19 protein-coding genes and 1 tRNA gene are annotated in these 22,703 nt (G+C 60.2%); 6 read left to right on the forward strand and 14 right to left on the reverse strand.

Annotated elements, in window-relative coordinates:
- The 7 genes from J2S70_RS03515 to J2S70_RS03545 all read right to left on the reverse strand — a co-directional run bounded on the left by J2S70_RS03515 (position 1) and on the right by J2S70_RS03545 (position 8,989).
- Complete coding sequence (locus J2S70_RS03515; RefSeq protein ID WP_307683368.1) at positions 1 to 597, reverse strand: AAA family ATPase; 597 nt, start codon at positions 595 to 597, stop codon at positions 1 to 3.
- A 557-nt stretch (positions 598 to 1,154) separates the two neighbouring features.
- A complete protein-coding gene (gene mfd, locus J2S70_RS03520) occupies positions 1,155 to 4,688 on the reverse strand; it encodes a transcription-repair coupling factor (RefSeq protein ID WP_307682366.1) in 3,534 nt (1,177 codons plus the stop codon).
- Between the two features lie 6 nt (positions 4,689 to 4,694).
- On the reverse strand, positions 4,695 to 5,264 hold the full coding sequence (gene pth / locus J2S70_RS03525; protein WP_307682367.1) for an aminoacyl-tRNA hydrolase: 570 nt from the start codon (positions 5,262 to 5,264) through the stop codon (positions 4,695 to 4,697).
- A gap of 545 nt (positions 5,265 to 5,809) precedes the next feature.
- Positions 5,810 to 6,457, reverse strand: coding sequence for a 50S ribosomal protein L25/general stress protein Ctc (locus tag J2S70_RS03530; RefSeq protein WP_307682368.1), 648 nt, complete (start codon positions 6,455 to 6,457; stop codon positions 5,810 to 5,812).
- Positions 6,458 to 6,827: 370 nt separating this feature from the next.
- Positions 6,828 to 7,808: a ribose-phosphate diphosphokinase gene (locus J2S70_RS03535; protein ID WP_307682369.1), complete on the reverse strand. Its 981-nt coding sequence runs from the start codon at positions 7,806 to 7,808 to the stop codon at positions 6,828 to 6,830.
- 72 nt (positions 7,809 to 7,880) lie between these two features.
- On the reverse strand, positions 7,881 to 8,897 hold the full coding sequence (locus tag J2S70_RS03540) for an NTP transferase domain-containing protein (RefSeq protein ID WP_307682370.1): 1,017 nt from the start codon (positions 8,895 to 8,897) through the stop codon (positions 7,881 to 7,883).
- 21 nt (positions 8,898 to 8,918) lie between these two features.
- A tRNA-Gln gene (locus J2S70_RS03545) sits at positions 8,919 to 8,989 on the reverse strand.
- 80 nt (positions 8,990 to 9,069) lie between these two features.
- Here J2S70_RS03545 and J2S70_RS03550 point away from each other — a divergent pair.
- From J2S70_RS03550 to J2S70_RS03570, 5 genes are all read left to right on the forward strand, one after another.
- On the forward strand, positions 9,070 to 9,717 hold the full coding sequence (locus J2S70_RS03550; RefSeq protein WP_307682371.1) for a TetR/AcrR family transcriptional regulator: 648 nt from the start codon (positions 9,070 to 9,072) through the stop codon (positions 9,715 to 9,717).
- Between the two features lie 131 nt (positions 9,718 to 9,848).
- Positions 9,849 to 10,331 carry a hypothetical protein gene (locus J2S70_RS03555; protein WP_307682372.1) on the forward strand — a complete coding sequence of 161 codons (483 nt, stop codon included), beginning with the start codon at positions 9,849 to 9,851 and terminating at the stop codon, positions 10,329 to 10,331.
- Positions 10,324 to 10,671, forward strand: coding sequence for a transcriptional regulator (locus J2S70_RS03560; protein ID WP_307682373.1), 348 nt, complete (start codon positions 10,324 to 10,326; stop codon positions 10,669 to 10,671). Before J2S70_RS03555 ends, J2S70_RS03560 begins: the two co-directional genes overlap by 8 nt.
- Positions 10,672 to 10,767: 96 nt before the next feature.
- The gene (locus tag J2S70_RS03565; protein ID WP_307682374.1) at positions 10,768 to 11,733 is read left to right on the forward strand and encodes an ABC transporter ATP-binding protein; all 966 of its coding nucleotides are present in this window, start codon (positions 10,768 to 10,770) and stop codon (positions 11,731 to 11,733) included.
- A gap of 50 nt (positions 11,734 to 11,783) precedes the next feature.
- Positions 11,784 to 12,953 carry an ABC transporter permease gene (locus J2S70_RS03570; protein WP_407702626.1) on the forward strand — a complete coding sequence of 390 codons (1,170 nt, stop codon included), beginning with the start codon at positions 11,784 to 11,786 and terminating at the stop codon, positions 12,951 to 12,953.
- A 3-nt stretch (positions 12,954 to 12,956) separates the two neighbouring features.
- Here the strand turns inward: J2S70_RS03570 and J2S70_RS03575 are convergent, their stop codons facing one another.
- The 7 genes from J2S70_RS03575 to metG all read right to left on the reverse strand — a co-directional run bounded on the left by J2S70_RS03575 (position 12,957) and on the right by metG (position 21,448).
- Positions 12,957 to 13,484, reverse strand: a complete 528-nt coding sequence (locus J2S70_RS03575) for a MarR family winged helix-turn-helix transcriptional regulator (protein ID WP_307682376.1) — start codon at positions 13,482 to 13,484, stop codon at positions 12,957 to 12,959.
- A gap of 103 nt (positions 13,485 to 13,587) precedes the next feature.
- Positions 13,588 to 15,435, reverse strand: a complete 1,848-nt coding sequence (locus J2S70_RS03580; protein WP_307682377.1) for an ABC-F family ATP-binding cassette domain-containing protein — start codon at positions 15,433 to 15,435, stop codon at positions 13,588 to 13,590.
- Positions 15,435 to 16,352: a 4-(cytidine 5'-diphospho)-2-C-methyl-D-erythritol kinase gene (locus tag J2S70_RS03585; protein ID WP_307682378.1), complete on the reverse strand. Its 918-nt coding sequence runs from the start codon at positions 16,350 to 16,352 to the stop codon at positions 15,435 to 15,437. The genes J2S70_RS03580 and J2S70_RS03585 overlap by 1 nt, the downstream gene beginning before the upstream one ends.
- Positions 16,353 to 16,356: 4 nt before the next feature.
- The gene (gene rsmA / locus J2S70_RS03590; protein WP_307682379.1) at positions 16,357 to 17,304 is read right to left on the reverse strand and encodes a 16S rRNA (adenine(1518)-N(6)/adenine(1519)-N(6))-dimethyltransferase RsmA; all 948 of its coding nucleotides are present in this window, start codon (positions 17,302 to 17,304) and stop codon (positions 16,357 to 16,359) included.
- On the reverse strand, positions 17,271 to 18,359 hold the full coding sequence (locus J2S70_RS03595; RefSeq protein WP_307682380.1) for an aggregation-promoting factor C-terminal-like domain-containing protein: 1,089 nt from the start codon (positions 18,357 to 18,359) through the stop codon (positions 17,271 to 17,273). Before J2S70_RS03595 ends, rsmA begins: the two co-directional genes overlap by 34 nt.
- 269 nt (positions 18,360 to 18,628) lie before the next feature.
- Positions 18,629 to 19,612: a TatD family hydrolase gene (locus J2S70_RS03600; protein ID WP_307682381.1), complete on the reverse strand. Its 984-nt coding sequence runs from the start codon at positions 19,610 to 19,612 to the stop codon at positions 18,629 to 18,631.
- Positions 19,613 to 21,448, reverse strand: coding sequence for a methionine--tRNA ligase (gene metG, locus J2S70_RS03605; RefSeq protein WP_307682382.1), 1,836 nt, complete (start codon positions 21,446 to 21,448; stop codon positions 19,613 to 19,615).
- A gap of 230 nt (positions 21,449 to 21,678) precedes the next feature.
- Here metG and J2S70_RS08850 point away from each other — a divergent pair, with 230 nt between their 5' ends.
- On the forward strand, positions 21,679 to 22,668 hold the full coding sequence (locus J2S70_RS08850; RefSeq protein ID WP_407702627.1) for an isochorismatase family protein: 990 nt from the start codon (positions 21,679 to 21,681) through the stop codon (positions 22,666 to 22,668).
- Positions 22,669 to 22,703: the final 35 nt, after the last annotated feature.

Genomic DNA, 22,703 nt, shown 5'->3' on the forward strand with positions numbered 1-22,703 from the left:
CTACCAACTTAGGTAACGATCAGCATGTTCAAGTTCCGCCTCTAGCGAGGCGATATAGCTAAGTTCGTCGAGATCAGAGCGGAGTTCAGCAACAACCGCCGAATCTCCATCGGCGTCTTCCTCACGCACAAGTCCAATGAACGCAGGAGTGACCTGTGGAAAATCGTCCGCGCCCATCTGGAGTTCGCGCAAAAGATACATACTGTGTGTCGACACAAAGATTTGTGCCCCATTCTCAGCTAGCTGCAAAATCACTTTCGCTACTACTCGCAACGATTTCGGGTTGAGATTTGCTTCCGGCTCATCCCAGAATAAGTAACCGCCCTCGAGCAGTACTCCGTTGGAAACCAGCCGTGCAATCATCGCTAGCTTGCGTTGCCCTTCGGCGAGGAGTGTGGATTCGAGATTTCCTATACCCGGTTGACGGAGATAGAAGCGCCCGCCCGATTCGAATACCGTTCCGTGTAGAAGTTGGAGCACTGGTTCCAGGAAATCCGTGGCCTTTATCTCCCTAGGGCCGCGCAAAGCCGGCCTCCAAAGAAGTTCGGTCGTATCGCGCCAAGTTTCCTCGAATCCCGTTTCATAAGCGTCAAACATGCTCACGAAAGTGGCGGGCAGGCTGAAAAGTTCTTGGGCGGGATGAACACAGGCTGATCTTCGAGTGTGCGCGTCGGGAAATTACTTGTCTGCACTTCTTTCTTCGATCGCGAGTTGAACCCGAACGCTAAAGGTTCCTTAATTCCTGCATATTTAAGTTTTACGTTTGCGGTCGCTGCGCCTCTCGACCTCCGCGTTAAGCGCCCAAGAGAGTCGGGCCGGAAGACTCCCTGCAACTTATCAGCGACCGCCACGTTCAAGCTCTTCTTCGTTAGTTTGCCCTCTTTGGATTCAACCTCTCGCAACGCTCGCGTGGCGCTATACAACAGCTTCAACAGTTGGGATTTACCACCGGCGTTGTCACCAACCACCCGGCCACGGCGGCCGGGAGCGAAACCGTTCGGCAAGATTGCGCCGGCTGTGACGACATAGCGGCCTGCCTGAGAGGTACCAGACAGAAAAAGGGCCTGCGACGAGGTGTGTACTCGACCGGCTCCGGGGCGTTATCACCAGAAAAACCGCAGCAGAAAACCCGACAAAAGCACCACGCGCTCGGCTTAGCTGCCGATGGACGCCAGGAACACCGAATCGATCACCTGATTAACGAATTTGAGCAGTTCCTCGTTCGCCAAAGCCTGCGGCGCGCCGAGTTTCCGAGCATCCTTCGCCGGCGTCGGCACGATCAACGTGCGGATCGCCGCCTTGGCTATCGCCTTCGGATAGAGCCTGCGCAGTCGCGCCTGCCGCGAATCCGCCAGCACGACGGGCGCGAAACGCACGTTCGCCCCCTGCATCGTGATCTCTTCGATTCCAGCCTCGCCCGCCTTTTCTCGCAGCTCGGCCAACGCAAACAGCCGATCCACCTCGACGGGCAACGAACCATACCGGTCCAAAAGCTCCTGGCGCACGTCAGCTCGCTGGGCAGCCGCCGTCGTGGCCGCAATCTTCGTATAAATCTCAAGCCGCAAACGCTCCGAGGTTACCCAGTTTTCGGGCACGTATGCCTCCACCGGAATCTCGATCCGGATCTCGCCCGCCTTCTCAGCCTCGCTGCGCCCGTCCTGACCCGTCATGCTCGCCACCGCCTCAGAAATCATGCGAATGTACAGGTCAAAACCAACCCCGGCGATATGCCCCGACTGCTCCCCGCCCAACAGGTTGCCCGCTCCCCGGATTTCGAGATCCTTGAGCGCCACCTGGAAGCCGGCGCCGAGCTCGGTGTGCGAGGCGATTGTGCGCAAACGCTCGAGCGCGGTCTGCGTCATCGTGCCATCGCGCGGATAAAGGAAATAGGCGTAGGCCCGGTCGCGCCCGCGGCCCACCCGCCCGCGCAACTGGTGCAGCTGCGAGAGCCCGAGCTTGTGCGCGTTTTCCACGATCAGCGTGTTCGCGTTCGAAATGTCGAGGCCCGTTTCGATGATCGTGGTGGAGACGAGCACGTCAATCTCCTTGTTCCAAAACTGGTCGATGATCAGCTCGAGCTGGTGTTCGGTCATCTTCCCGTGCGCCACGCCAATCCGGGCGTCGGGTACGAGTTCTTGCAGCTCGGCGGCCACCCGGTTGATCGACTGGGTGCGGTTGTGCACGTAAAACACCTGGCCATCGCGCAACAACTCACGCTTGATCGCGGCCGCCACCTGCTGGGATTCGTGCACGCCAACGTAGGTCAAAATCGGGTGCCGCTCCTCCGGCGGGGTGGCCAGCGTGGACATCTGGCGCAGGCCCGTCACCGCCATCTCAAGCGTGCGCGGAATCGGGGTTGCCGACATGGCAAGCACGTCCACCGCCGGATACAGCTGCTTGAGCGTTTCCTTGTGTTCGACACCGAAGCGCTGCTCCTCATCGATCACCACGAGCCCAAGATCCTTAAACCGCACGTCGCCCGTGATCAGACGGTGCGTACCGATCACGACGTCGATCTTCCCCTCGCGCAAGCCCTTCTTCACCTCGTCCGCCTCCCGGTCGGATTGGAAGCGCGAAAGCTGCTCGACGCTCACCGGGAATCCGGCGTAGCGCTCCTTGAAAGTATCGAGATGCTGCTGGACGAGTAGGGTGGTCGGCGCGAGGATTGCCACCTGTTTTCCGTCCTGCACCGCCTTGAACGCGGCTCGTACCGCGATCTCGGTCTTTCCGTAGCCGACGTCGCCCGAAATCAGGCGGTCCATCGGTTCGGGCGCCTCCATATCGCGTTTAACCTCCTCGATCGTGGAAAGCTGATCGGGCGTCTCGACGTGTTCGAAGGCGTCCTCCAACTCGTGTTGCCACGGCGTATCGGGCGAAAATGCGTGGCCCTTGGTTGCCCGCCGCTGGGCGTAGAGCCGCACGAGTTCCTTCGCGATCTGCTTGACCGCCGCGCGCGCCTTCGACTTGGTTTTCTCCCAATCGGCTCCGCCCATTTTGTTTAGCGAGGGCGCCTCCCCGCCGGAATACTTGGAGATTTGATCGAGCTGGTCGGTGGGTACCCACAGCTGGTCACGCGCCTGACCACGCCGCGATGGGGCATATTCGAGCACGACGTATTCGCGCTGGGCGCCGTTCGGCCCACCGAGTTTTCGCTTGGCAAGTTTGACGAACTGGGCGACGCCGTGGCGGGCGTGAACCACGTAATCGCCGGGTTTGAGCTGGAGCGGGTCGACGGCGTTCTTCCGCCGCTTTGGCATTTGGCGCTGCTGAGCCGAGCGGGCGCGTTTGCGGCCGATCAGGTCACTGGAGCCGAGGAGGGCAAAGTGAGCATCTTCGGATACGAACCCCGATTGCACGGGCGCCACCACAATTGTCAGGACGCCGGGGCGCCTCGCCGTTATTTCTTCGGTGAAAGTCGCCGGCACATCGATATCTTGGAGCTGCTCCACTAGGCGCCGGCCAAGGCCCGCACCTTCAACCGCGACGATCACCTGCCACTGCGCCTTGGCGAGCTTGCCAACCTCAGCGAGAGCGTGGTCCACATTGCCCGCGAAACTCTGCGGTTCGCGCATCGGCAGTTTCACGGTATCGGCCGTTGCAAAACCGCCGATCGTCCACCAGCCGAGCCCGGTCGCGGTAGCCGCCCGTTCGACGTCGTCGATCTGCTCGAAGGAAGCATTCGATACCGAGATTGGAATCTCGCCTCCGGCCGCAGCCGACGACCATGCGGCGGCAAGGAATTCTTGGGTGGTTTCGTGCAACGATTCGGCGCGTTGGGCGAGCCGTTCGGGTTCGAGCATGAGAATGCGTGCCGATTCGGGGAGTTCGTGGACGAACAGGTGCATGTTCTCGACTAGTACGGGCTGGAGCGATTCCATGCCCTCCACCGCGATCCCGTTTGCGATCTTGTCGAGCATGTCGACGGCGCCGGGGAGCTCGTCGATCGCTTTCGCGGCCCGGGAGCGGACGTCGTCGCTGAGCAGGATTTCACGGCACGGCGGGGCGTACAGCTCCTTGACCTCGTCCATGGAGCGCTGATCTGCGACAGCGAAGCTGCGGATCTCGTCGATTTCATCGCCGAAAAATTCGACGCGAAGCGGATGGTCGGCCGTCGGCGGGAACACGTCGATAATGCCGCCGCGCACAGCGAACTGGCCGCGCGCCTCGATCATGTCAACTCGGGCGTAAGCGGCGTTCACAAGACGTTCTTGTACCTCGTTGAAATCGACCACGTCACCAACTCGCAACGTGACCGGCTCAAGCTCGCCAAGACCCGCTGCGATCGGCTGCAAGAAGGCACGGATCGGAACGATGAGCACGCGAAGTTCTGGGAAATCCTCGGGATGGGCGAGGCGGCGAAGAGTTGTCAGGCGTTCTGCCACCGTGTCCGAGCGCGGCGAGAGGCGTTCGTGCGGCAGGGTTTCCCACGCGGGGAAGATGGCAATATTCTCGGCAGGAATGTAGGCGCGCAGAGCATCGCGCAGGTCTTCGGCCTCGCGCCCCGACGTCGTGACGGCGACTTGGAGGTGCGATTCGCTGGCGGTGCTCGCCGCTGTGCCTGCCACGATGCCAGTGAGATAAGCGATCGCCGGTGCGAACGCGCCGCGCGGCATCGAGAAGTCGCCAAAGCGCTCGCCCGCATGGGGCGAAAGCACGTCAAACTGGGCAAGCAGGGGGCGCAGGTCCATGGGGTCCTAACGTTGGGTGTGCAGGCGAAGGGTTGCTTTTTCGAGGCCGTGGATCAGAACGTCTTCCACGGCGTCGGCGGCCTCATCGATCAGGTTATCGAGGGTTTTCTGCTCGGCGTTCGAGAAGTCAGACATGACGAAGTCGGCCGGGTTTTGGCGGCCGGGCGGGCGGCCAATACCAAAGCGGAGGCGAAGATAATCCGGTGTGCCGAGCGCTTTCGTGATGTCTTTCAGGCCGTTGTGCCCGCCGGAGCCACCGCCGCGTTTGAGTTTGAGGGTGCCGTATGGCAGGTCGAGTTCGTCATGGATGACGATCAGATTTTCGGGTTCGATCTTGAAGTAATTCATCAGCGAGGAAACTGGGCCGCCCGAAACGTTCATAAAGCCGTTCGAGATGCCGAGCAACGCGCGATCACCGCCGGCCAGAATCGTGGCTGCGTGCGTGTTCGACTGTTTGTGAGCTGATAGCGAGGTGCCCGCGCGGCGAGCAAGGAGGTGAACGACGTGCTGCCCGATGTTGTGGCGGGTTGCTTCGTAACGGGGGCCGGGATTGCCGAGCCCAATCACTGCAAACATGTGAACCTTTCCGCGAGCCAAACCTAGGCCAGACTACCAATCTGCTTCGGCTGAACGCTATTTAGCAATTGTGAACTGGCCTGATCTGCTCGCCCCGTGCTAACGGTTGTTACTCGCCCGGTGTTATCGTCCGGCTACCAACGCCAGTTTATCGCCGAATTTTATAGTTCTTTATAGTTCGCCGAATGTATAAAGAACTATAAAATTTGGCCGGCGTTGGCGGGGTATACATCGAAGGGTGCGCATTTCTCATGATTCTGAGCGCTCAGATCGACGTTCACTTCGAAAAACGCCCTTTTTCAAGAGGAAATTCGCACCCCTCGAGTAGCCAACCATTTCCGAGCCCGCTCGGCCCACCCGCTTTGGCCCACCCGCTTGGCGTGATTCGGGCAGGCGAACAGACGGCGAAGGCCCGCCGGGTTCGGCGGGCCTTCGCGCGACAGTGCCATATCCACCAAGTGGTATTAACACCAAATGTTAAAGAATCGGAAGCTACTACAATCTGTTTGTTGCTTCTTGAAATAAACAGCTTGAGGCAAAAGCGATTACTCCTCGGAGCCCTCGCCACCTTCGGCAGCCTCCTCGCCACCTTCGGCAGCCTCCTCGCCAGCTTCTTCCTCGCCCTCTTCGGGTTCGGGAAGCTCGACTTCTTGCGGCTCAGCAACCACAACGATAACTTCTTCCGGATCAAGTTCAGTGGTAACACCTTCGGGGAACTTGATGTCGCTTACCGAGAGGTTGTTGCCATCTTCAACGCCTTCAACATCGATCTGAAGCGTCTCCGGAATATCGGACACTGGCGCGAGAACGGTGATGGACATGAGCTCGAGCGTGGCGATCGCATTACCGGCCGGTTCGCCAACAATTTCGAGTGTGATGTCAACTTCAACCTTCTGGTCCGCCTTCACGCGAAGCAAATCGAGGTGCTCAACGAGGCGCGTGAGCGGGTTACGCTGGATCTCCTTGACGATGACGAGCTGTTTTTCGCCGTCGAGCTCAAGATTGATCAGTGCGTTCGGGTTACCGCGCACGATCAGGAAGGTGTCGTGGTAATCGAGTGTAAGGTGGAGCGGATCTTCGCCGTGTCCATATACGACGGCCGGAAGGCGGCCGTCGCGGCGCATGCGGCGCGAAGCGCCCTTACCAAATTCTTCACGCTTGACAGTCTCAAGCTTGGGCGTCTTTGATGCCATGTCTATTCTCCTGTTCTATGTGGCTCGCGATCTGCGAGCGGGGCCCCGAAACGGAGGCTATGACAGGCATAGACACCGCGTCGATAACGGAACCGCACACCAACAAAATTTTGCGAACAATGCGTTTCCCTCGCCGAGGCAACCACCCCACTATAACGCCGCGATCGCACCTCACAAAGCGAGCGTGCAAAAATCACAAGCCGGTGAATAAAACGGGAAAAACCGGGGCTTGTGCGAATGGGCGTCGATGCTGACAGTGAGAGTCATACTTTTTTCACGGAAAATCCCGAAGCCAAGCTTAAAACAGTAAGCGAAGCTAGAAACAGTAAGCGAAGCTAAAAACAGTAAGCAAGCCTAGAAGCAGTAAACCTCAGAGAGCCCCATCAAACAGGCTGGTCACCGAGCCGTCGTTAAATACTTCCTCAATGGCAGAGGCGAGCACCGGCGCGATCGGCAGTACCGTCAGCTGCGGGAAACGCTTTTCCACCGGGATCGGCAGCGTGTCCGTGATAACCACCTCGCGCACGCCGCAGTCCGCCAGCCTCTTCACTGCTGGATCCGAGAGCACACCGTGAGTCGCCGCGACCAGCACGTCCTTGGCTCCCGCCTCGAGCACCACGCGCACCGCTCCCACAATCGTGCCGGCAGTGTCAATCAGGTCGTCCACGATGATGGCGGTACGCCCACTCACTTCGCCCACCACGCGGTTCGCCGTCGCCTCGTTCGGCCGCGTAATATCACGCGTCTTATGCACGAACGCGAGCGGCACTCCGCCTAAGCGGTTGCCCCACTGCTCGGCCACCTTGATACGCCCCGCATCCGGCGAGACGACCACCGAGTTCTGCGTATCGATCCGTGTACGCACATATTCCACGAGTGTCGGCATTGCCCACAGGTGATCCACCGGCCCGTCGAAAAAGCCCTGCGTCTGCGCGGCATGCAAATCCACGGACATAATTCGATCCGCGCCCGCCGTCTTAAACAGGTCCGCGAGCAGCCGCGCCGAAATCGGTTCGCGCCCCTTGTGCTTTTTATCCTGGCGCGCATATGGATAGTTCGGCATGACGACGGTGATTCGCTTGGCCGACGCCCGCTTGGCGGCATCGACCATGATGAGCGCTTCCATAATCCATTTGTTCACGGGCACGGTGATCGACTGCAAAATAAAAACGTCGGTGCCGCGCACGGATTCGTCAAACCGCACGTAGATCTCAGAGTTTGCAAAGTCGTAGGCCGTCACCGGGAGCAGACTAATCCCGAGTTCCTCGGCCACCGCCGCAGCCAGCTCGGGGTGTGCCCTGCCGCTAGCCAAAACCAGATGTTTTTCACCGTGAACGTGGATGCCCGTCATCTATTTTCTTTCTGCTCAACCACAGGTGGCCCTGAATGCCCTCTCTACCTTACATCGCCCCGCGCGGCCCCGTCAGCCAAGTACCGAAAATGGCGGCACTTGTTCATCCGGCGCAATCTCGACGTCGGATGCCACCGCGTGCGGCACGCGCGCCCGCTCACCCACCGTCACATTAGTCAGTTCCGAGTTCGGGCCGACGACGGCGAACGCAGCCACGTGCGTCTTTCCGCGCAGGATCGTTCCGGGTTCGACGACGGCGTCCGGCTCGAGCGTGACGTCAACGTCAATGTGTGTGGTGGTCGGGTCTATGACTGAAACGCCCTGCAACATCCAACTTTCGAGGATGCGGCGATTCTTTTCAGCGCGTAACTGTGCACGTTGGATGAGCGTGTTCACGCCGGAGGCTTCCGCGCCGTCGTCCAGAACGAACGAACCGACGCCCCGGCCAGCTTCGTATGCGGCGGCAATAGCGTCGGTCAGGTAGACCTCTCCTTGGGCGTTATCCGTGCCGAGGGTGTTGAGGACTTCGCGTAAGAACGCGATATCGAAGATGTAGGTGGAGGTTCCTACTTCGCGGATTTTGAGCTGTTCGGGGGTGGCATCGGCATGTTCGACGATTCCGGTCACCGTTCCATCGCCGTCGCGAGTAATCCGCCCGTAACCGGTGGCGTCATCAAGAATGGCCGACAGCACCGTTACCGCATTGCCACCTTCTTCATGCACCTCAGCAAGCCGCTGCAGCGAACCTGCCGTGAACATCGGCGAATCGCCGGCGATGACGAGCACGGAGCCGCCCAGATCTTCGGGAAGAGCCTGCAGGCCACACCACGCGGCACGCCCGGTCCCCTTGATCTCATCTTGGTCAGCAATCAACGCTTGCGGGTTGATCTGTTGAATATGGGCGGCGACCTTCTCCCGTTCATGGCGTACTACGAAAACCGTGTGCTGGGCGCCAGCCCCGACGACGGCGTCGTTCACGTGCCCCACAAGCGAGCGCCCACACATTGGCAAGAGAACTTTGGGGATCGAGGACTTGATTCGGGTACCTTTACCTGCCGCCAGAATAATTGCGGCCGTCAACTCTGCCACGGTGCCTCCTGAGTTTGAGCGCTCCGCCACTAGGATTCGAACCTAGACTAAGGGTTCCAAAGACCCGTGTGCTGCCTTTACACCATGGCGGAATCTCCACCATTGTGCCAGCCCCCGGCACCCAATTTCCAATTGGACGCGCAACTCGGAAGGCGTTTGCAATAATGAGCACATGAACGATGAGATTTCCGAAGACTCGACGCCCCGCCCGAAACGCGCCCGGATGACCCGCATCGAACGGCGCGAGCAATTGATCACAATCGGCAGGCAACTCTTTGCCGCGCACGGATTCGACGCCGTGTCGGTTGAGGAAATCGCCTCGGCGGCGGGCGTATCCAAACCTGTTATTTACGAGCACTTTGGCGGCAAAGAGGGCTTGTATCAGGTGATCGTCGACCGCGAAACCACCACGTTGAACGAGATTCTAGAAGAACAGATCCGCCCCGATTTACATCCGCGCCAAGCGCTCGAGGGCACGATCGTTGGCCTACTGGATTACATAGAGATAAATCCGGACGGGTTCGGGTTGATGGTTCATCAGTCGCCCGATGTGCTTGCGGGCTCACAGTTTTCAACCATCATGTCCGACATGGGCGAACACCTGACCAAGTTGCTCGGCGCCTATTTCGGGCAGCTGGGCTTCGACGTGGAGACTGCGCCGCTGTACGGGCAGATGCTTGCGGGCATGGTGGGCACGATGGGGCAATCCTGGGCTAGGGAAAAGGAGCCGAGCAAGGATGTTCTGGCTGCTCATCTGGTGAATTTGACGTGGAATGGGTTGCGCGGCCTCGAGCACGATCCGGGCCTCGAATACGCCTAAGCTCGCCACCGCTCCCCGCAACAGAATAGCCCGCAAAATCACCCGTCCAATTACTTGCACTCAGGGAAAGTATCCCCCTATACTTGCACCAAGTGAAAGTAATCGATTCCCGAAAGATTGCGGGGTGAACCATGACCCACCATTCCCTGTCCGATCTCGAACGGGCCGAAGCCCTCCCCTTCACACAAGCTTCGCAATTCACGATTCCAGAAAAGCTCGCCTTCGCCGTCATGATGTCCGCCCTTGTGGCGGTGCAGATCCTCATGCGCGCCGGGCAAGGCATCGCCGCGTGGGCACTGATGTTCGCTGCTCTGCTTGTGCTCGCCACCTTCGCTTCCTTGGTTACGCGCCGACGGCGCACTCTACCGCGCATCTCGAGCGCGCCGCGGGAAATTAAACGTGCCTATCGGATCTACATAGTAGCCACTGCCATCGCTGGGTTCGCCGCACTCCTAGGCGTTCCGCTTTTGCCTCAACCTTGGGATTGGATTGGAGTTGGCGTCACCTTTGTAGTGATGTACGGGATCATCTCAGCCTTCGATACCCTCTACTACCGGGCCGTTCGCGAAGTTGAAGCAAGACTGAGTACACCTGAAGCGAGGCTCGGTGAATAGCAACCATCCCGATCGCGAGCGCATCGAGCTCGAACGCCCCACCGGCGTGCCCGACCTCGACCCCGTGCTTCACTTTCCCAAGCGCACGATGATCATGGCCGTGCTTTCCGCGTCAACGGTCGCCGACTTTTCCTTTCTCAAGGAACAGCTCGAACTCACAGATTCTGATCTGTCCAAGCAGATGCGCACGCTCGCCGAGGCCGGCTACGTCAACGTTCGCAAGATCGGCCACGGCCGCTCAGGCAGTACCGAATATTCCGCCACCCGCAAGGGCCGCAAAGCCTATGCCGCCTACAAGAAACAGCTGGCAGGCATGCTCGGTCTCGACCCCGAGGTGTAGCTCGCTGGGTTGTCTCGTAAAGAAAGAGTAGGGCAAAATAGCAGGGGCTTAGACTCCCGCTCTGCCCCATTGCAAGAGGAAGGCACACCTAGACGAATGAGTCTCGAGATCAAGCAGTTATATAAATCATTTGGGTCCACGAAGGCGCTCGATGGCATGGACTTTACCGTCCATCCGGGCGAGCTATACGGTTTCGTCGGCTCCAACGGCGCCGGAAAAACGACGACGATGCGCATCGTCCTCGGCGTACTTTCGGCTGATTCGGGCGAGGTCCGCATCGACGGGCGGCCGCTGACTTTCGAAGATCGGCAAAACTTCGGATACATGCCTGAAGAGCGCGGGCTCTATCCGAAGATGACGGTCGGTGAGCAGCTGGTTTATTTCGCCCGCCTGCACGGCATGTCGGAATCGGATGCTAAGAAGGCGATGGAGTATTGGACCGACCGACTAGGCGTCGGCATGCGCCGCGGCGACGAGGTACAAGCGCTTTCGCTTGGTAACCAGCAGCGCGTCCAGCTTGCGGCCGCGCTCGTGCACGATCCCGATGTGCTCGTGCTCGATGAGCCATTTTCTGGCCTCGATCCGCTTGCCGTCAACGCAATGAGCGAGGTGCTTCGCGAGAAGGCGGATCAGGGCGCTACCGTCGTTTTTTCCTCGCATCAGCTCGACCTCGTTGAGCGCCTGTGTGACCGCGTGGGCATCGCCTCGCTCGGCAAAATCGCTGCCGAAGGCCCAATCGACGAACTGCGTAGCGCGAGCGCGGACGTCGTGCTCGAAGTTGAAACGTCTGAACCACATGCACTCGCCGAAGCTCTCCGACAGCTTGGCCTGCATCCGGAAGCCGGCGATCGCAATGTCACGCGCGTCAAACTCGCGCCTGGCGCTTCCGACCAGGAGATCTTGCACGCCGCACTCGCGCTGGGCCCCGTCCACAGCTTCACGCACGTGCGGCCCTCGCTCACCGATCTTTTCGGCAATATCGTCGAAGTTCCAGAACCCGCACAGGACGAAAAGAAGAAGCCCGGCTTTTTCGCTCGTCTGTTTGGAGGTAAGAAGGCATGATTCGCCATATCATTCGGCGTGAATTTCAGACGCTGTCCAAAAGTAAGTCAATGCGGATTTCCACGGCGGTCATCGTCATTCTTATCTTGGTGGCCGGAGTGGTCGCACGCTTTGTTATGAGTGACGACGGCGATCAGGAGGAGGGCGCTCAACCGCCCGCCGCTTTGACCATCGCCGTGGAAGAGCAGATGGCCGATTACGCCGCACATCTGGAAGCATCTGGCCAGGGCGTGGTGGTCATCGAAAATATCGGCGAGGCCGAGGCGGAGAGTTTCTTGCGCGAGCGCGACGAAGCCGAGGTAGATGGCCCGGCCGTCGTTCTCGCGGGCGATCCGGGTGAGCCCCTAATCGTCGCACCCTCGGACGGCGTTTCCGGGGCTGACCGCGTCTTGACGCATCTAGTCAACACGGCGGCCACTGCGTGGTTCATGGAATCCGAAGGACTCCAGCTCGACGACGCCGATTACGCGGCGCTTTCTTCAACCATCGCCGTTCCGGTGGAGACGATCTCGTTCGGGGGCGCGAATCTGATTATGACTAACCCGGTGGGATACTTTACGTCCTTGGCCGGCATCTTTGTCATGTTCATGATGATCATGATGGGAATTACGACCATCGCAAACGGCGTCCTCGAAGAAAAGTCCTCGCGAGTGGTTGAGATCATTTTGACCACGGTTCGCCCGCGCACGCTCCTACTTGGCAAGGTGCTCGGGATTGGCCTGTTTTTGCTGGTGCAGTTTGCGCTCTACGTCCTCGCTATCGTCGCTGCGCTGAATATTGCCGGAGTGTGGATGAGCCTGAATCTTGGCCCGTATATCGCTTCGATGTTGGTGTGGTTGCTACTCGGATTCTTCTTCTACGTGACTCTGACCGGAGCGCTTGCGTCTACGGCTTCACGTCAGGAGGATTTGGGTGCGGTGACAACGCCGATTTCGTTTGGGATGCTCGTTCCGTTTTACGTTGGCTTTATCTTGGTACCAATGGCTCCCGAATCACTGGCCACTAAGATCGTGTCAATGATTCCCGGTTTCTCCCCGTTCGTCATGCCGGTGCGCCAAGCGTACGACGCCGTCACCACGGTCGAACTTGCTATCGCTGCCGTCCTTGCCCTGTTGGCTATCCCGCTGGTGGCGCGACTTGCCGGCAAGATCTACGAAAATTCGATCCTGCACACGGGCAAGAAGCTCAAGATTTCGCAGGCGCTACGCGCTAAGAATTAGCGATCATGCGCTAGATTCTGAACGCTCCTTGAGGGCAGCCAGAATTGCTCGCAGGTACTCGGCCGCTGGCTGGGTGTACTCATCGCCCACCTCGGCGAGCACTTGCCTCTCCAGATCGAGGGTGTCCCTCATCGCTAGGTCAACGGCCTGCACGCCTTTCGCGGTTGCGCACACTTGCACGATCCGCCCGTCGCTGGCTGAACTCTTCCGGCTGACCAGGCCGCTGGCCTGCATGCGGTCAATGCGGTTGGTGATGGTGCCGGAAGATACGAACGTGTCTTTCATGAGTTGGCCTGCGGTGAGCGTGTGCGAGGGCGCTCGGCGCAGGGCTGCGAGCATCTCAAATTCCCACGTTTCTAAACCGTGCTTTGCATAAATCGCTCGGCGTACCTTCGCGAAGTGACGGTTTATTCGCAGGAGGCGAGAAAAAATTTCGAGCGGTTCCACATCAAAATCGGGCCGTTGCCGGCTCCACGAAGCGACGACGTCGTCCACCTCGTCGCAGGTCATTACATTTTGAGCTGTCTCCATGCACCGAGTTTACTTCACGTTAAGATAACAGGGAATTATCCTGCACAATCGTGCATGGTGTCTCGAAGTTCTATAATCATTTCCGCGGCCCTACCACTATTTTTCACGTGAACTGCTCGGCAAGCTCGGCCGCCTCGAGCCAGTCCATTTCCAGCTCTTCCAAAGTGTCTCTAAGTTCGGCGATCTGTTTACCCAATTCGGCAAGCCGCGCATAGTCTTCGGTTTCGCTCACGGTGGCCGCCGCTTCGGTCTGCTCGAGGCCAAGCGCCTCAATCTGTTCGCGCACCCGCTTCATTTTGCGCTCTGCGCGCTCCATCGCCTTCCGGGCCTCGCGTTGTTTCGCGGCGTTCGAGCGCCCCTCCGGGGCAGCACCCGATACAGCACCGCCCGGCACAGCAGCGCCTTGCTCTTCGACGCGCACGAGCTCCATGTACTGCTCAACTCCGCTAGGTAAGTCCCGCAGTTTGCCATCGATCACGGCCACTTGGTGGTCGGTGGTTCGCTCCAGCAGATACCGATCATGCGAAACGACGACGAGCGTACCCGGCCAAGAGTCAAGCAGATCTTCGATCGCCGCGAGCGTATCGGTGTCCACATCGTTGGTCGGTTCATCGAGAAGCAGCACGTTGGGCTCACGCATGAGCAGGCGCAACAGCTGGAGGCGGCGTCGTTCCCCGCCCGAAAGCTCGGCGACCGGTGTCCAGGCTCGCTCCCGGGTAAAGCCGAGCTGTTCGACCAGCTGCGAGGCGCTCGTCGGCTTTCCACCGATCTCCACGTGCGTTTTGATATCCGCCACCGATTCCACAACCCGTCGATGAGCCACCTCGTCGAGCTCGCGCGTGTCCTGAGAAAGAACGGCCAGTTCGACCGTCTTCCCGGTTTTGACCGCTCCTGCCGTCGGCTCCAGCCGGCCCGCAATCAGGCCGAGCAGCGAGGACTTGCCAGCGCCGTTGGCGCCAAGGATTCCGATGCGCTCACCGGGCGCGAGGCGCAGCGTCACATCGCGCAAAACCGGCTCACTACTTCCCGGCCAGGAAAACGACACGTTTTCGAGATCCACGACCTTCTTGCCCAACCGCTGCGTTGCTATTCGGGCAAGTTCGACGGTATCGCGCGGGGGAGGCTCGTTCGCGATCAAGTCGTTGGCCGCCTCGATCCGGAACTTCGGTTTGGCCGTCCGTGCCGGTGCTCCCCTGCGTAACCATGCGAGTTCTTTCCGTAGCAGATTGGCACGTTTATCGGCGTCTTGCTGTGCGATCCGCTGCCGTTCGGCGCGTTGCAAAACGTAGGCCGCATATCCGCCCTCATAAGTTTCCACGTGGCCCGCCATCGGCGCTCGCCCGCCGGGTCCATCGTGTCCGGGTACCACTTCCCACAGGCGTTCGCACACGGCGTCGAGGAACCAGCGGTCATGGGTCACGACGACGAGCGCGCCGTCGCCACCGAACCGCTCCTTGAGGTAGCCCGCCAGATAGGTGACTCCCTCGATGTCTAGGTGATTGGTCGGCTCGTCGAGTATCACGACGTCGGCCGGTTTCACTAACGTTGCCGCGAGCGCTACTCGCCTGCGCTGCCCGCCGGAAAGCTCCCCCACATGGCGGGTCAGGTCAACGTCGGGAATAAGTCCCTGGTGGATTTCGCGGATCTTAGGATCGGATGCCCACTGGTAGGTTTCGGCCTTGCCGTGAATTGCTTCTCTCACACTTTGTTCGGGCGAAAAATCGTCAGCTTGGCCGAGCGTGGAAAAGCGCGTGCCTGACACCATGGTCACGCGCCCGGTATCGGGCTCGAGATCGCGAGTGAGCAGGCGGAGCAGCGTGGATTTTCCGCCGCCGTTGGGGCCGACGACGCCGATACGATCGCCGTCTTCGAGCGAAAGGTTCAGGCCGCCGAGGATCGGGCGAGCGCCGAGCGTGACTCCCACGTCTTCCATGCCGAGTATGTGTGCCATTAGTCCTCGCGAATGTGGGCGCCGGGGGCGGGCCCGTAGGCGGTGATCACCTGCGTGTCCGGGTAGCGGGCGGCAAGTTCGGCGGCGAGGGCGCGGAGCGTGGCTGGCTCGGTCAAGACGGCGACCGTCGGGCCCGATCCGGAAAGAATGGCGGCGTGCCCATCGGCGCGCACTTGCACGAGCACATGACCGAGTTCGGGATTGAGCGAGACGGCGGGCTGCTCGAGGTCATTGACCATCGCGGCCGCGACATCCGCGAGCGTTCCGGAGCTGAGGGCTTCCCGCAGTTCCACAGTGGAGGCCGGCTCGCCCGCATCCGGATTCAGGCGATCGAATTCGCGGAAAACCTCGGGGGTTGACAGGCCATCGGAACGAGTGAGCAGCACCCAGCCGTGAATCGCCATCACGGGGACCTCGTGCAGGTGCTCTCCCCTGCCCTGCCCATGGGCGATTGACCCCTTGAGCGCAAACGGCACGTCCGAACCAAGATCGGCAGCGATGTGTTCCAGATCGTGATCGGAAAAGCCCAAGTCCCACAGCTTGTTCAGCGCAACGAGTGTGCCTGCCGCGTCGGCGGAACCGCCGGCCATGCCGCCCGCGATCGGAATGCGCTTCGTGATTTTGATCCGCGCTCCGGGAGCGTCGGCCGATCCGAGCAGGCCCCGGCGTCGTAAAAGTTCGTGGGCAGCCCGCATCGCCAAGTTCGATCCGTCCACCGGCAGCTCTGCGACGTCGATCGATCGGTCCGGGCTTGTAAATTCGAGGCTCAGCTCATCGGCAGGGGTAACCTCGACGTCGTCGAAAATATCGAGCGCCTCAAAAACCGTGTCGAGCGGGTGGAAGCCGTCCGGGCGCGGCCCGCCGACGCGCAAACCGAGATTAACCTTTGCGGGAGCTGAAACTAGAACGCGTTGCACGTGCCTATCGTAGCCCAGCGGCGGCAATCGCCAGAAAATCCTCCACGCCAAGGCGCTCCCCGCGCAGCGACGGGTCGACGCCGGCCGCGCGGATCACCTCTTCGGCACGTTTGGAGCTGCCTGCCCAGGGACCAAGCGCAGCCCGCAAGGTTTTGCGCCGTTGTGCAAAGGCCGCATCGACCACCGCGAAAGTCTCCTCGCGAAGCTCAGCCGGGTATCGTTCGTGGCGTTCCATGTGCACCAGCGCAGAATCGACGTTGGGCACCGGCCAAAAGACGCTTCGCGATATCTTCGTACCGCGGCGTACGTTCGCATACCAATTCGCTTTCACCGACGGGATGCCGTAGGTACGCGATCCGGGCTCAGCCGCAAGGCGATCGGCCACTTCGAGCTGCACCATCACCGTCACGGATCGCAGCGATTCAAGCTCCTCGAGCAGTGTGAGAATGACGGGGACCGCCACGTTATACGGCAAATTTGCAACCAGGTATTCCGGCTCGAACCGCACACCACTTTCGGCGTCTTGCGCAGGCAGCACATGACCCTGCGCAGGTGGCACATCACATACAGCGTTTGGCACGGCGAGGTCACCGGCCCGCACATCCATCGCGTCGCTAGCAAGAACCGCGAATCGATCGGCGGCCTCGGGCATAAGATTGCCGATCGTCGTCGGTAACTGCCGGGCAAGTAGCGGATCAATTTCAACTGCCGAAACGAAAGCACCGACCTCCAACAGGGCAAGCGTCAAAGAACCGAGCCCCGGCCCAACTTCCAGCACGCGATCACCCGCGGCCGCGCCCGCGTCGCGAACGATACGCCGAACCGTTCCGGCGTCGTGCACAAAATTCTGGCCGAGTGTCTTCGTCGGCCGGATCCCAAGCTGCTCAGCCAGCTCGCGGATCTGAACCGGGCCAAGCACTAGTACCAGCCACGAGCTTGGGAATGCCCCCAAGCTCCACACGGACTACCGTAGCGGCCTTGAATATAGCCCAGGCCCCACCGGATTTGCGTTGCCGGATTGGTCTGCCAGTCCGCGCCTGCCGATGCCATCTTCGAACCGGGCAGGGACTGCGGAATACCGTAGGCACCCGAAGAGGGGTTCATTGCCGTGTGATTCCAGTTTGACTCCCGCTGCCACAGCGCATCCAAACACGACCACTGGTCCATCCCCCAACCGTAGGATGCCAGCATGCCCTGTGCGATCTGGCGGGAGGAACCCGCCGGAACCGGCGCCGCCGGTGGCGGGGCCACCTGGCCGCCTCCACCATGGCCTGATGCGGCGCCGCTGGGAGCGGGGGCCTGTTCTTGAGTGCCTACCCGAATGACCTCGGTTACCGGTTCGGCGGCAACTGTCTCGATGAGCAGCACACGCGAAGATTCTTCCCCGTCGCGGTAAGTGACCTGATAGTTCCGCGTACCCGATCCTGCGACGCCCGCGGTTTCAACCTCTTCCTCACCCTTGGGTAAGTTCGGATCCTCGATCCGCTCGGTCTGATGTTCCGCCGCGAACTCTTCGATAACCGATTCTGTCGTGACGCGCACGATCGTTACCGGCTGCTCGCTAACGAGCTCCGAAAGCGAGACAGACACCTCGTCACGAGCACCGATCTCAATTCCTGCCTGCGCGAAAGCAGCGGCATACGTCTGTGCCGTGTCGGTATCGATTCGCACGGTTTCGCCATCTACGGTGACGTCGAAGGATACGTCCGCAACATCTTGCACGTCGGTTTCTTCTTGGGTGGTTTCGACGACTGCCGCCATCGCGATCTCAGCCGGCGGCTTTCCCGAAGGTGTCAGCGGCAGGCCGATTGATAGGGTGGCGGCCAGTGACACCACGGATGCCGCTCCCGCCAGATGAAATGGTTTAGAAAGTTTGCGAGAGCCGAAAGATGGTTGCACGCGACTCGTCACCAATTCGTGATTCATCTTTTCCGCAAACGGCGTGCCACCGGCCACGGTGACACGTTCGACTACCGGTATCTCAGCGGTATCCGCAGACCGGCTCACCGGTGCTTGCGAAGCGCGCTCTGCCAGTCGGCGCGCCCGGCGCGAACCCGGTTTCGGGGGTGTATTAAGAAGCTCGGGGTCGAAAGGCACCGTTTTTCTATTGCTCGAGTTCCTGCTAGTCAAAATCTCTCCAGTGGGCCATGCTACAACTCGGCGGCCGTAACAATCTTGAGACCGATTGTAACCAAATTGTTATATGAAGCAACCGGGGTGTGCGTGATCTTACAGTGTTTCCACGGCTCGGGTGCCACCGCGGCCGCGTCTGCCGGTCAGATTCCGTAGACGTCCCGCGTCGTCCGATCGATCCGCGCGCAGAACTCGTCCAAGCCAAATCCTCGCAATTCAGCAAGGAATTTCGCCGTATACACCACTGCCCACACCGCGTTTGGTTGGCCACGATACGGTTCGGGCGTCAGGTAGGGCGCATCCGTTTCCACGAGCATCAGTTCGGCCGGAATATGTTCGGCCCCGTTGCGCAGATCTTTATTCGCCGGATAGGTCACGTTTCCCGCGAACGAGGCATACCAGCCGTTTTCCGCAAGAATACGGGCCAGATCGGCGTCACCCGAAAAGCAGTGGAATACCGTCCGCTCGGGCGCACCATCGGCAAGCAGGATATCGACGACGTCGGCGTGGGCTTCCCGATCGTGGATCTGTAGTGGCTTATCCAGCTCTTTCGCGAGCGCAATGTGCTCGCGAAACGAACGCTTTTGGGCGGCTCGCCCCTCTTCGCCGGTACGGAAATAATCGAGCCCGGTTTCCCCGACTGCGACGACCGCCTCGCTACTGCTCAGGCGCGCCACCTCGCCAATCGCCTCGTCGAGTGAATACTGCTCGTGATGCGGGGCCACGCGTGGTTCGTTACCATCCGGGCCTACCTCGCGCACGCCCGCATGCAGCGGGGCCTCGTTGGGATGGATCGCGAGCGCCGCCCACAGATTCGGATTACTAATGGCAAGATCGCGGGTCCATTCGAGCAGTGGGAGGTCGCAACCAGAGGAGATCGCCGCCCGCACGCCGGCCGCCTCCATACCTGCCAGATGATTGGCCAGCAAGAGCGGAGGCTTCCACCTGCCCTCGAGGTTCGTGTTTTGGACTAGCGGTTCGCCTACTTCGGGCACGGGATCGGGATAAAAATGAGTGTGGTTATCCACGATCGGCACGTCGAGCGCCTCCGGAATCTCAGGAAACGCGCGCTTACGGTCCCGCTTGGATCCCGGTTGCACTTTCGCGCCGGGCTGCTCGCCAGCCACCTAGTTTTCTTCCTTGAGCGGATTGCCGTCGACGTCGTATCCCAAGCGGGCAAGCTCCTCGGCCACCACGGAATCGTCCAGCTTCACGAAGGCCGGTTTCGGCTTGGAAATCGGCGTGCCCGGCTCGACGATGCGCCGCTCCCAGGTGCGAACATCCGCATAATCGCCCGTGATGATCGGATACGGGTAGTCGGTATCTAGGTCCGTGACTTCCTCAAGGCGCGGCATTGGCGCAATGTCACCGGTTCCGCCGAGCACCGCGTCGATTGTGTTCGAGGAGTGCGGCAGGAACACGCACATCATCGTGTTCAGATCAGAAACCGCCTGAATCAGTGTGTTCAGCACCGTTCCCAGGCGTTCGCGCTCTTCGGGGGCTTTAAGCTTAAAGGGCTCGGTTTTTGCCACGTAAGCATTGGCTTCTCCCACGAGCCGCATCACCTCGGCAAGGGCCGCCCGTTGCTGGTGACCACCGATCAGGGCGCCCACCTTGTCGAAGCCCGCGCCAACGGCGTCGAGCAGTTCACGATCGACGTCCTCGAGCTCACCGGCCTTGGGAACCTCACCGAAGTTCTTCGCGATCATCGCGGCAGTCCGGTTGACGAGGTTGCCCCAGCCGGCCACGAGCTCCGAATTATTGCGACGCACGAACTCGCTCCATGTGAAGTCCGAATCTTGGCTTTCGGGCCCGGCAATCGAGATGAAATAGCGCAGGGCATCGGGCTGGTAGCGTTCGAGCACGTCACGAACGTAGATGACGATCCCCTTCGAAGACGAGAACTTCTTACCCTCCATCGTGAGGAACTCCGAGGCCACCACCTGGGTGGGCAGGTTCAGCGTGCCGAACTCGCCGGGCTCACCGCCGCGCTCACCCTCGCCGTTGTAGGCGAGCAATTCCGCGGGCCAGATCTGGCTGTGGAACACAATGTTGTCTTTGCCCATAAAGTAATAGGACAGCGCGTCCGGGTTCGTCCACCACTGCTTCCAGTCCTCAGCGCTGCCCGTGCCCGCCTTTTCGCGGCGGCGCGCCCACTCGATCGACGCAGACAGGTAGCCGACGACGGCGTCAAACCACACGTACAAGCGCTTGTTCGGTTTGTCTTCCCAGCCGGGAACGGGAATGCCCCAATTGATGTCACGACTCATCGCGCGCGGGCGGACGTCGTCGAGCAAATGCTTCGAAAAGGCGATGACGTTCGGGCGCCACTTGCCGTCTTCTTCCACGCCGTCGAGCCACTGGCCAAGCGCCTGCGCGAGGGCCGGAAGGTCGAGGAAGTAGTGCTCGGTGTTCTTAAATTCCGGGGTCAGGCCCGAAACCTTCGAAACCGGGTCGATCAGATCGTGCGGATCGAGCTGGTTTCCGCACGCATCGCACTGGTCGCCGCGAGCGCCCGCCGCCTTACACAGCGGACACGTACCTTCGATGTAGCGGTCGGGCAGGGTGTTGCCCGTCTTCGGGTCGATCGCCACGGGCGTTTCTTCGACGATCATGTACCCGTTATCGCGGCAGCCCTCGAACAGATCCATCACCACCTGCTCGTGGTTCTTCGTCGTCGTTCGCGTAAACAGATCGTAGGACAGGCCGAGCTTGACCAGATCTTCAACGATGATCCGATTGTTCTTATCCGCAAGCTCCTGCGGGCCCACGCCCTCCTGCTCGGCCGCAACCAGGATCGGCGTGCCGTGCTCGTCCGTACCCGAAACCATCAGCACGTCGTGGCCGCGCATTCGCATGTATCGCGAAAAAACGTCCGAGGGCACGCCAAAGCCGGCAACGTGGCCAATGTGGCGTGGTCCGTTTGCATAGGGCCAAGCAACAGCTGAAAGGATTTTAGACATGCCTCAAGGGTAAGCGTTTTCGGCGCGCGAGGTGAAACCGCTCGCGGTTCGAGGCGCCGCTGCGGGTAGAATCGGGCGGCGATACCGCCACGACCGTGAAAATAACATGAGTTTGAGCCCGCGCATCGACGCTCAGCCTAAATAGCTCGTTTAAGTCAGTAGAAATTCCCGCCCGAAGGTCAAGTAAGATGGCGGGTAAGCTGATGTAAGCCGCGACCGAGGAGCATATTATGACCAACCGCGCATTGATTATTGTCGACGTTCAGCCGACCTTCACCGAAGGCGGCGCGCTGGGCGTTGAAGGCGGAAACGCTGTTGCCGAACGGATCGCAGATTTTGTAACCGAAAACGCTGACGAATACGGGTTCATCGTCACCACCCAAGACTGGCATGTGGATCCGGGCGAGCACTTCTCCGACAACCCGGATTTTGTGGATACGTGGCCCCCGCACGGAGTGGCCGGTACCGAAGAGGCCGAGCTCCACGAGGCGATTGCTTCGCTACCGCTCGACGACGGGGTGAAGAAGGGCGAATACGCGGCGGCCTATTCGGGATTTGAAGGCGTGAATGCGTCGGGCGACAGCTTGGAGATGATCTTACGCAATGCCGAAGTCACCGCGATTGACGTGGTTGGGATCGCCGAATCGCACTGTGTGAAGGAAACTGCGCTCGATGCGCTGAAGGCCGGCTGGCCGGTGCGAGTCTTTTCCGATCTGACTGTACCGACCTCCGAAGAACTCGGCGAAGCTGCACGGGTGGAGATGGACGAGGCCGGGGTTGAGCAACTCGATTCGGGTGAGGCCTTCGGCTTTTACGAAGAAGAAGAGGACGTGCCGATTCCGGGCTTTGATGACCTCGATGACCTTGATGACTTTGACGATAGCGACTTCGACACGGCTAACGAATACGACGTAGATGATGAATACGGCGCAGCAGATTTCAGCGACGACGAGTACAGCGCAGACGACGAGTTAGCGAGCGAAGACGCGTTGGTTGAAGATGGTGATCTTTATAGTCTCGATGACTTTGGCGAACGCTCAGACGCGGAGGTGACCACGGCTGGCGAGGAAGCGAAGATCTCGGAGGACCTTGCCGATTATGACCTGTCCGACTTCGACCTCGATATCGACGCGGACCAAGATGCGGAACTGGATTTCTCTGCGGATGCAGATGAGGCCGACTTCGATTTTTCGGATATTGACTACAAGCCGGAATTCTGACTGCTAGGTTTCGGCTGCGCCAGTTCTGGCTGCTC

Origin of the sequence: Trueperella bonasi (assembly GCF_030811535.1) — a bacterium.
Classification (GTDB): Bacteria; Actinomycetota; Actinomycetes; order Actinomycetales; family Actinomycetaceae; genus Trueperella; species Trueperella bonasi.